This window comes from Campylobacter concisus (genome assembly GCF_003049705.1).
In the GTDB taxonomy this organism is placed as follows: Bacteria; Campylobacterota; Campylobacteria; order Campylobacterales; family Campylobacteraceae; genus Campylobacter_A; species Campylobacter_A concisus_AR.
Genome location: NZ_PIRF01000001.1, coordinates 364,630 through 374,282, shown reverse-complemented (window position 1 = coordinate 374,282; position 9,653 = coordinate 364,630). Strand labels below are relative to the sequence as shown.

Sequence of the window (9,653 nt, the reverse complement as noted above, 5' to 3'; positions counted from 1 at the left end):
TCATAAAAATATTATTTAATAAATATTATTTTACAAATCTTACTAATACTTTAGAAAATTCTTATTAATTTTTCTTATTTACTTATAAAGTCTTTTTATTGGATTTTAATAATTTTTATAAGCTATTTTTAATTTATATAGTTAGATTAATATTTGTAAGAATTTTGTAGTAAATATAAATTTTAATCTTGCCCCTGCAGTTAGGAGCAAGAAATAACAAATTTTAGCTCTCAAGCCCTAAATTTACTCTGTATTCTTCGTATGTTCCTTTAAAATCAACAACCTCGCCATTGCCTTTTAGGTGTAAAATTCTATTTGCAAAGGCGTCTATTAGTTCCCTGTCGTGGCTCACACAAATAACTGAGCCATTAAAGTTATAAAACGCCTCGCCAAGCGCGATGATAGCTTCAAGGTCGAGGTGGTTGTTTGGCTCATCCATGACAAGTAAATTTGGCCTATGAAGCATAAGCTGAGCTAGCCTTACTCGGTGTTTTTCGCCACCACTTAGCGCGCCCACTGCCTTTTCTTGCTCAGCGCCGCTAAAGAGCATCCTACCAAGGCACTTTCTGATCTCGTCGATGTCCTTGTTTTTGGCATCTTGCAAGTACTCATAAAGCTTTAGCTCGCCATCTATCTTATTTACCGTATCTTGCGCAAAATATCCTAGCTCGATGGTCGCGCCTATATGCACCTCGCCCGCGTCAGGCTTTATCTCGCCCATTATGATCTTACAAAGCGTACTTTTACCAACGCCGTTGTGGCCGATGATGGCTAGTTTGTCGCCCTTTTCAAGCTTAAAGTTAAAGTTCTCAAATATCACTTTATTATCAAATTTCTTACTAATGTTCTTTAGCTCAATTAGCTCGTTTCCTATCTCGCGGTTTGCACGAAATAATATGCTAGGATCGCGCCTACTTGATACTGCGATCTCGGTAATATCAAGCTTTTCAAGCTGTTTTGCACGAGAGGTTGCCTGCTTTGCCTTGCTCGCATTTGCTGAAAATCTCGCGATAAATTTCTCCAGCTCCTCTTTCTCTTTTAGTTTCTTATCGCGTTCCATCTCATGCTGCTTTGCGATCAAATTTGCAGCCATATACCAGTCGTCGTAGTTGCCTGAAAACTCGCGAATTTTCTTAAAATCCACATCCAAAATGTTTGTGCAAACTCTATTTAAAAAGTGTCTGTCGTGGCTGATAACCACAAGCGTGCCCTCGTGGCGGTTTAGCTCGTTTTCTAGCCATGCGATCGCGTCTATATCAAGGTTGTTTGTTGGCTCGTCTAAGAACAAGATGTCTGGCTTTGGAAATAGTACTTGAGCTAGCAAAACTTTAACTTTATCTGAGTTTTCGACCTCGCTCATTAGCTTATCAAATTCATTTAACCCAAGCGAGCTTAAAATTTTTTCTATCCTAGTCTCGTACTCGTAGCTTGGGTCCTCCTCGGCGCTTATCATCTCAAGCTCACTTAAGCGCTCGTTTATCTCATCTGTAAATTCCTCGCTCATATAGAGCTTTTCTTTCTCTTTGACAGCGTCGTATAAGCGTTTGTTGCCATAAAGTACCGCGTCTTTTAGCGTGAAATTTTCAAACGCAAACTGATCTTGCCCAAGCACGCCAACCTTTAGTCCATTTTCTATGACGATCTCGCCGCTAGTTGGCTCGATAGCTCCGCTTAAAATTTTTAAAAATGTCGACTTGCCAGCGCCGTTTGCACCGATTAGTCCATATCTGTTGTGGCGATTTAGCTTTAAATTTACATCCTCAAATAGCAAACTGCTTGCAAATCTTTGAGTAAGTCCCCTAACTTCTAACATTATTTTTCCTTGAATTTATTTTTTGCGATTTTGCCTAAAATTTGATTAAAAAGCCATTTTTGCTACTTTAGCCTAAAATGACCTGTGATCTTGTAGTTATAAAGTATATTTTCTTCTTGCACGCCAGAGCCGATATTGTGGATGACAAGCGGTGTTTGTCCTTCAAATTTATCTGAGATCACACCGATGTGAGGTAAATTTCTTGGCAGCACCCATGTGACGATATCCCCTGGCAAGAATTTATCATCTCTTACCTCAAAACCTTTTCTTTTTAGATAGGTAGCGATGTTTAAAACACGCCTATGATCGATGTTTTTATCAGCCTTATTAAGGCCCCATTTTTTAGGGTAGCTTGCGAAATTTCTACTCATATCTTCAAAAATAAGCCTTTGCAGATCCATATCCTGATGACGTAGCGCCCTTACCACAACGTCGGTGCAAACGCCCTTTTTGATATCCACGTCACCCATAGGATAGGCGAGCCTTTCGTAGCTTGGATCGTAACTTAGCGTCACACCGATCTGCGACCTAGCGTCATTTACAAATTTACTCGCCGAAAAGGCAAAAATTTGCGTGGCAAAAAGAGCTAAAAGTAGAAATTTCTTCATTTTCTACTTTAAAAGCATGGTTTTTAGGATACGTTTTCCTATCTCAACGCCTGGCTGATCGTAGGTGTTGATGCCTAGCATGATACCAGTGGCCGAGGTTAGTAGCTCGTAGTAAAAAATGAGCCAGCCAGCGTGAAACTCATCAAGCCTCTCAAGCGTGATAGTATCGACACTTATGCCCTCTTGCACCAGCGCCATAGCAGTCGCGTCGCACTGCAAATTTATAAGCTCATTTAGGCTTAGACCTGCCACAAAATCGCACTCTTCAAGCCCGTTTAAGCTCAAACTTGGGATAGTTTTGTCGCTCGCGTGATCTTTTATCTTTATAAATGTCACGCTCTTATCTTTTACGCCGTCCATGATAAGCTGCAAAAAGCTGTGCTGATCGCGGCTGCCAACAAGTCCAACTGGCGTAAGACCAACCCTTTTGTAGCCTCTTTTTTTGCCAAGACTCTCCGCCCAAAGCTGCACATACCAGTCGTTAAATTCAAAAAACCTATCGCAGTAGCTAAATATGACATTTATACTGGCATTTCTGCTAGTGGCGTAGTGGTAAGCTTTAGCGACTATGGAGCTATCTTTTTGCTCGATGTATTGCTTCTTGCAAGCAAGCGCACCCTCCAGAAGTGCCTTTATATCGTAGCCACAGATACCAAGAGGCACAAGGCCAATCGCACTTAGCACGCTAAATCTCCCGCCAACATTTTTTGGAATGTTAAAAAATTTAATGCCATTTTCTTTGGCGAAATTTTCTAAATTTGTCCCAGGATCAGTGATGATGAGGAAATTTTTGCCTAAATTTTGAGGCTTAAAGTCATCAAGCAAACATTTAAAAATAGTTATCGTCTCGATCGTATTGCCTGATTTTGAGCTTATTACAAAAAGCGTCTCGTCAAAATTTACCCCATCAAGCGTGCTTTTGTAGCTGCAAGGATCGACGTTATCTAAAAACAAAAGCTCTCTTTTTATCCCTTTTGAGCCTTCAAGCATTGATTTTAGCGCCTTTACGCCAAGACTACTACCGCCGATGCCAACTAGCACGACGTTTTTGATATGAGCTAGCCCCTTTTCATATTCCTCAATCTCGCCAAGTAAATTTTGCCCAAGGACCGGCAGGTGGTAGTAGCCTATCTCGCCGCTTTCGTACTCGTCATTTATGCGTTTGGTGTAGGAGTCGATGACATCGCTGCTTGCAAAGTTAAATTTAAATAAAGTTTCTATCATTTACTTCGCTCGTAAAAGAAATTTGTAGCCTCAACAAAGCCGTCGATGCTGCCGCAATCAAACCTCTTGCCCTTAAATTTATAAGCTAGTACCATGCCATCTTTTGCCTGCGTTTTTAGCGCGTCAGTGATCTGAATTTCGCCGTTTTTACCTGGCTTTGTTCGCTCTAAGATGTTAAAAATATCTGGCGTTAGGATGTAGCGTCCGATTATCGCCAAATTTGTCGGAGCCTCGGCAGGATCAGGCTTTTCAACCATATCATCGACCATTATAAGATCATCTTCTATAAATCTACCACTTACGACGCCATAAGACTTAGTCTGCTCTTTTGGCACTTCCATTACCGCAACTACGCTGCAGCGATACTTCTCATAAATTTTAACCATCTGTGAAAGCACACCCTCGCCGTTTTCATTTATGCATAGATCATCTGCTAAAATGACCCCAAATGCCTCGTCACGAACTAGCGTTTTACCTGTATAAATAGCATGTCCAAGCCCTTTCATAGCATTTTGTCTCGTAAATGAAAATGTGCATGAGCTCATTAAATTTCTAACTTCGCTTAACAGTGACTCTTTTGAGCTACCTGCGATCTCTTTTTCTAGCTCGTAACTAATGTCAAAATAGTCCTCAAGTGCCCTTTTTCCGCGTCCTGTGACAAAGGCCATATTATCCATGCCAGCCTCAAGTGCCTCATCAACGCCGTAGTGAATGAGCGGTTTTGTAAGGATTGGCAACATCTCTTTTGGGAGCGATTTTGTAGCTGGCAAAAACCTCGTTCCATATCCAGCCGCTGGAAATAGGCAAGTTTGTATCATTTTAGTCCTTCATGAAAAATTGCAAAATTCTACTATCTTTTCCTTAATAATATAAATTTGTCTGAATTTACAAGGCTTTAATTAGCAAATTGATAAGATTTTTAAAATTTTTAAAAAAGAGCAAATTTGCAGACGATTGACAGGATTTTTAAAGCCCAGCTTGATATAAAAAAGTCAAATTTCTTAGCATTTTTATGCCCGATAAGTGAGTTTAAGAGATTGCATGAGAGCCTAAAAGAGGAGCATTTTAAGGCTGTTCACGTAGTTTGGGCAACAAGAGAGCTAAACAAATACGGACAAATTGTCGAAAATCAAAGTGACGATGGCGAGCCAAAAGGCACTAGCGGCCAGCCAAGCCTAAATGCGCTAAGGGGCGCTGAACTTATAAATGTTGGCGTCTTGATAGTTCGTTACTTTGGCGGGATAAAGCTTGGCACTGGAGGGCTAGTCAGAGCCTACTCTGGGGCTGTAAATGAGGTGATAAATGAGGCCATAAAAGATGGTGGCGTGATGAAATTTGAGATAAAATATGAGATCAAATTTTTTACGCCATTTTCACTGATGAGCCGCTTTGAGCACTATTTTGCCACTAAAAATTTAAGCGAGTTTGAAAGAGAATTTAATGATGCTGGAGCGATCTGGAGCGTAAATTTAAATGAGGCTGAGTTTGCCGAGCTGTTTAAATTTTGCAAAGAATTTGAAGCAAGTGAGTTTAAATTTTTAGCCCTTGCACTTAGTGGCAAGAGTTTATTCGCTCATCAAAGCTAAATCATTATAAAATCGCAAAAATTTTAAAAAGAAAGTAAAAATGGAAATTTGGAACGATATTTATAACCACTTTAACCCAGTCGCCTTTAGTATCTTTGGCTTTAGCGTGCACTGGTATGGGCTTATGTATATTTTAGCCCTTGTTTTGGCGCTTGCCATGGCAAAATATCTCGTTAAAAAAGATAAAATCCCAATCTCAAATCAGCTCTTGGATAATTACTTTTTCTGGGTTGAAATAGGCGTTATTTTAGGCGCTAGGCTTGGCTGGGTTTTAGTTTATTCTGGCGAAGCGGGATACTATCTAACGCAGCCTTGGCAAATTTTTAATCCAATCCACAACGGCGAGTTTATAGGAATTCGTGGCATGAGTTACCACGGAGCAGTAGTTGGCTTTTTGTTTGCGACAATTTTATTTTGCAAAAGATATAAGCAAAACGCTTGGCAGTTGCTTGATCTTTGCGCCATCTGCATACCTTTTGGCTATACATTTGGCAGGGTCGGAAATTTCTTAAATCAAGAGCTTTTTGGGCGAGTTACGGATGTGCCTTGGGCGATAAATGTTTTTGGCCAGCCAAGGCATCCTAGCCAACTTTATGAGGCATTCTTAGAAGGTTTAGTTATTTTTGTTATTTTATTTTTATATAGAAAATTTAAGAAATTTAATGGCGAGCTGATCGCGCTTTATGCTATTTTATACACTTTTGCAAGATTTATTTGTGAATTTTTTAGAGAGCCTGATTCAGGGCTTGGATTTATTATTTTTAATCTTTCAATGGGTCAAATATTATCACTTATCATGTGTGGTTTTGGAATTTTTATTTATGCCATGCTTTATAAAAAATTTTCAAAGCTCTAATATAAGTGTTTAAAAAATATTAAAGTAAAAATCTGCTAGCATTAGCTTTATCAATTAATACTAATATTTAAATTAGTATTAAGAAATGATAATTTATTTCAAATTTCTTAGGAGGGCTCATGACCGGGCTTATAGAAGGTTTTTTGGGAAAACGGTCGGACGACAAAAAAAGTCGCACTCCAGCCGCTTGGGATAGATGGCAAAGTATTACAGGGTTTATTTTGGCCTGTTTTATATTGTGCCATATGGTTTTTACTTCTACTATACTACTTGGCAAAGACGCATTTAACGCTGTCGTAGGGTTTGCGGAGGCTAAATTTTTATTCGGCGAGACTACATGGTGGATCACTAATGTCATAGCTGCGGTAATATTTGCCATTTTTATCGCTCATGCATTTTTAGCTATGAGAAAATTTCCAGCAAACTACAGACAATATCTAATGTTTAGAGGCCACAAAGACCGCATGAAGCACCTTGATACTACGCTTTGGTGGTTTCAGTTTTTAACCGGTTTTGCGCTATTTTTTGCAGCCAGCGCACACTTAGTAGATATAGTCTTTGGTGGACATATTACTGCCGACAAATCAGCGGCTGCATTTCATCAATTAGAAATTTTCTACTTCGCACTACTTGTTTTTATGGTCGTTCACGCTAGTATCGGTATGTACCGCTTGTATGTCAAATGGATAAGCATTGATGGTGCAAATAAGCACGAAATGTTTGCCAAAAGAAATAAGGCAAAGACAGTTGTATTTGTCATTTATGGCATACTTGCTGTGATCGCTTTGATCGCTGATTTCGTGTGGATCAGCCATTAAAAAGGAGCTAGAAGATGAATGTAAAATATTATGATGCATTGGTAATTGGTGGTGGTCTAGCTGGTCTTAGAGCTGCTGTGGCTGCTGGAGAAAAGGGCTTAAGCACCGTTGTTTTAAGTCTCATACCTGTAAAACGCTCGCACTCTGCGGCTGCGCAAGGCGGCATGCAAGCAAGCCTTGGTAACTCTAAAATGAGTGAAGGCGATAACGAAGATGTACACTTTGCTGATACAGTAAAAGGTAGCGACTGGGGCTGCGATCAGCAAGTAGCACGTATGTTTTGTCAAACCGCGCCTAAGGCGATCCGCGAGCTAGCCGCTTGGGGCGTGCCTTGGACTCGTATAACAAAAGGCGAGAGAAGCGCTATCATCAACGCTCAAAAAACGACTATCGTAGAAAAAGAAGAGGTCCACGGACTCATCCACTCTCGCGACTTTGGCGGAACTAAAAAATGGAGAACATGCTTTACAGCCGACGCCACCGGTCACACGATGCTTTTTGCCGTAGCAAACGAAGCTCTAAAACACAACGTCGAAATTCATGACAGAAAAGAAGCTATCGCGCTAATCCACGCAAACAATCGCTGTTACGGCGCGATCGTCCGCGATCTAGTTAACGGCGAGATCACTGCATACGTCGCAAAAGGCACGCTAATCGCTACGGGCGGCTACGGTAGGGTTTATAAACACACTACAAACGCCGTAGTTTGCGAAGGTATCGGTGCAGCCATCGCTCTTGAGACTGGTGTAGCTCAGCTAGGAAATATGGAAGCGGTGCAGTTTCACCCGACTCCGATCGTTCCAAGCGGTATCTTGCTAACAGAAGGTTGCCGCGGCGACGGCGGAATTTTGCGCGACGTGGACGGATATCGCTTTATGCCTGACTACGAGCCTGAGAAAAAAGAACTAGCTAGCCGCGACGTCGTAAGCCGCCGCATCATGGAGCATATCCGCGCAGGCAAGGGCGTACCTAGCCCGTACGGATATCATGTTTGGCTAGATATCTCGATCCTAGGACGTGAGCATATCGAGAAAAACTTACGCGACGTTCAAGAAATTTGCGAAATCTTTAACGGTATCGACCCTGCCGACACCGAAGTATATACCGACGAAAACGGACGCCAACGCGGTAAAGGCTGGGCGCCGATCCTACCTATGCAGCACTACTCTATGGGCGGCATAAAAACTAAGCCAACTGGAGAGAGTCCGACGCTAGCGGGTCTATTTAGCGCCGGCGAGGCTGCTTGCTGGGATATGCACGGATTTAACCGTCTAGGCGGCAACTCCGTTTCAGAAACCGTCGTAGCTGGCATGATCGTTGGGGACTATTTTGCCGACTACTGCGGCAGCCACGAGATAGATATAAATACCGCAGATATCGAAAAATTCGTTAAAAAAGAGGAAGACTATCTAAAAAGCCTAGTCGAAAAAGAGGGCAAATTTAACGTATTTGAGATCAAAAACAAGATGAAAGACATCATGTGGGAGCACGTAGCGATCTTTAGAACTGGCGAAGGTCTAGCCGTAGCGGTAAAAGAGCTTGAAGAGCTTTATAAGCAATCTTTAGATGTTAAAGTCACCAATAAGGCGCTATTTGGCAACCCTGAGCTTGAGGAAGCCTACCGCGTACCAAAGATGCTAAAACTAGCACTTTGTATCGCAAAAGGCGCGCTTGATCGCACAGAAAGCCGCGGAGCGCACTGCCGCGAAGACTATCCGAAACGCGATGACCTAAACTGGCTAAACAGAACTCTAACTAGCTGGAAAGAGGGCGATACGCTACCGACTATCGTGTATGAGCCACTTGATATTATGAAAATGGAGATGCCACCAGCATTTAGAGGCTATGGTGCGAAAGGTAATATTATTGAGCATCCAGATAGTGCCATCCGCCAAAAAGAGGTTGATGAAATTCGTGAGAAAATGCAAGCTGAAGGTAAGAGCAGACAAGAAATTCAAGAGGCTTTAATGCACTATGATCTTCAACCAAAATATAAAGCACCAAACGAAAGAGCAGGAATAGGATATGAGTAGAAAAATAACCATAAAAGCATTTAAATATAATCCGTTAAGCAAAATTTCAAAGCCGCACTTTGCGACATACGAGCTAGAAGAGACTGATGGTATGACATTGTTTATTGCGTTAAATATGATTCGCGAGAAATTTGACCCGGATCTTAGCTTTGACTTCGTTTGTCGTGCTGGAATTTGTGGAAGTTGTGGCATGCTTGTAAATGGTAAGCCAAGATTAGCTTGTAGAACTCTTACTAAGGATTTTGAAAGCGGAGTAATCGAGCTTATGCCTTTGCCAGTATTTAAGTTACTAAAAGACTTAAGCGTAGATACGGGCAACTGGATGAATGCGATGAGTAGGCGTGTGGAGAGCTGGATACACACCGACCACGAGACCGATATCTCTAAGCTTGAGGAAAAGGTTGAGCCTGAAGTGGCTCAAGAGGTATTTGAGCTTGACCGCTGCATCGAGTGCGGTATCTGCGTGGCTGCGTGCGGTACGGCTATCATGAGGCCTGATTTCATCGGTGCGGTCGGACTTAACCGCGTAGCTAGGTTTAAAATCGACGCGCTTGATAAACGAACCGACGAGGACTTTTACGAGCTTATCGGCGACGATGACGGCGTGTTTGGCTGTATGACTTTGCTAGGCTGTGAAGACAACTGCCCTAAACACTTACCACTTCAAAGCCGCATAGCTTATATGCGCAGAAAAATGGCTGTAATAAAGTAAAAA

General features: G+C 41.7%; 9 protein-coding genes. 5 read left to right on the top strand and 4 right to left on the bottom strand.

Annotated elements, in window-relative coordinates:
• Nucleotides 1–223: 223 nt before the first annotated feature.
• From CVT05_RS01825 to galU, 4 genes are all read right to left on the bottom strand, one after another.
• On the bottom strand, nt 224–1,813 hold the full coding sequence (locus CVT05_RS01825; RefSeq protein WP_107697627.1) for an ABC-F family ATP-binding cassette domain-containing protein: 1,590 nt from the start codon (nt 1,811–1,813) through the stop codon (nt 224–226).
• Between the two features lie 62 nt (nt 1,814–1,875).
• The gene (locus tag CVT05_RS01820; RefSeq protein ID WP_107697626.1) at nt 1,876–2,421 is read right to left on the bottom strand and encodes a DUF1287 domain-containing protein; all 546 of its coding nucleotides are present in this window, start codon (nt 2,419–2,421) and stop codon (nt 1,876–1,878) included.
• Nucleotides 2,422–2,424: 3 nt separating this feature from the next.
• Nucleotides 2,425–3,645 carry a glucose-6-phosphate isomerase gene (locus CVT05_RS01815; protein WP_107697625.1) on the bottom strand — a complete coding sequence of 407 codons (1,221 nt, stop codon included), beginning with the start codon at nt 3,643–3,645 and terminating at the stop codon, nt 2,425–2,427.
• Nucleotides 3,642–4,463, bottom strand: coding sequence for a UTP--glucose-1-phosphate uridylyltransferase GalU (gene galU, locus CVT05_RS01810; protein ID WP_009294249.1), 822 nt, complete (start codon nt 4,461–4,463; stop codon nt 3,642–3,644). The genes CVT05_RS01815 and galU overlap by 4 nt, the downstream gene beginning before the upstream one ends.
• 126 nt (nt 4,464–4,589) lie before the next feature.
• Here galU and CVT05_RS01805 point away from each other — a divergent pair, with 126 nt between their 5' ends.
• The 5 genes from CVT05_RS01805 (at nt 4,590) to CVT05_RS01785 (ending at nt 9,650) form a co-directional block, all read left to right on the top strand.
• Nucleotides 4,590–5,231, top strand: coding sequence for an IMPACT family protein (locus tag CVT05_RS01805; protein ID WP_107697624.1), 642 nt, complete (start codon nt 4,590–4,592; stop codon nt 5,229–5,231).
• Between the two features lie 40 nt (nt 5,232–5,271).
• Nucleotides 5,272–6,087, top strand: a complete 816-nt coding sequence (gene lgt / locus CVT05_RS01800) for a prolipoprotein diacylglyceryl transferase (protein ID WP_107697623.1) — start codon at nt 5,272–5,274, stop codon at nt 6,085–6,087.
• A 119-nt stretch (nt 6,088–6,206) separates the two neighbouring features.
• The gene (locus CVT05_RS01795; RefSeq protein WP_107697622.1) at nt 6,207–6,905 is read left to right on the top strand and encodes a fumarate reductase cytochrome b subunit; all 699 of its coding nucleotides are present in this window, start codon (nt 6,207–6,209) and stop codon (nt 6,903–6,905) included.
• A gap of 14 nt (nt 6,906–6,919) precedes the next feature.
• Nucleotides 6,920–8,938: a fumarate reductase flavoprotein subunit gene (locus CVT05_RS01790; protein WP_072595155.1), complete on the top strand. Its 2,019-nt coding sequence runs from the start codon at nt 6,920–6,922 to the stop codon at nt 8,936–8,938.
• Nucleotides 8,931–9,650: a fumarate reductase iron-sulfur subunit gene (locus CVT05_RS01785; protein ID WP_107697621.1), complete on the top strand. Its 720-nt coding sequence runs from the start codon at nt 8,931–8,933 to the stop codon at nt 9,648–9,650. Before CVT05_RS01790 ends, CVT05_RS01785 begins: the two co-directional genes overlap by 8 nt.
• The last annotated feature ends 3 nt before the right edge of the window (nt 9,651–9,653 follow it).

Coding starts and splice junctions, on each gene's coding strand:
- galU (WP_009294249.1), bottom strand. CDS start 4,463: ATGATACAAACTTGCCTATTTCCAGCGGCTGGATATGGAACGAGGTTT.
- CVT05_RS01820 (WP_107697626.1), bottom strand. CDS start 2,421: ATGAAGAAATTTCTACTTTTAGCTCTTTTTGCCACGCAAATTTTTGCC.
- CVT05_RS01785 (WP_107697621.1), top strand. CDS start 8,931: ATGAGTAGAAAAATAACCATAAAAGCATTTAAATATAATCCGTTAAGC.
- CVT05_RS01790 (WP_072595155.1), top strand. CDS start 6,920: ATGAATGTAAAATATTATGATGCATTGGTAATTGGTGGTGGTCTAGCT.
- CVT05_RS01825 (WP_107697627.1), bottom strand. CDS start 1,813: ATGTTAGAAGTTAGGGGACTTACTCAAAGATTTGCAAGCAGTTTGCTA.
- CVT05_RS01795 (WP_107697622.1), top strand. CDS start 6,207: ATGACCGGGCTTATAGAAGGTTTTTTGGGAAAACGGTCGGACGACAAA.
- CVT05_RS01815 (WP_107697625.1), bottom strand. CDS start 3,645: ATGATAGAAACTTTATTTAAATTTAACTTTGCAAGCAGCGATGTCATC.
- lgt (WP_107697623.1), top strand. CDS start 5,272: ATGGAAATTTGGAACGATATTTATAACCACTTTAACCCAGTCGCCTTT.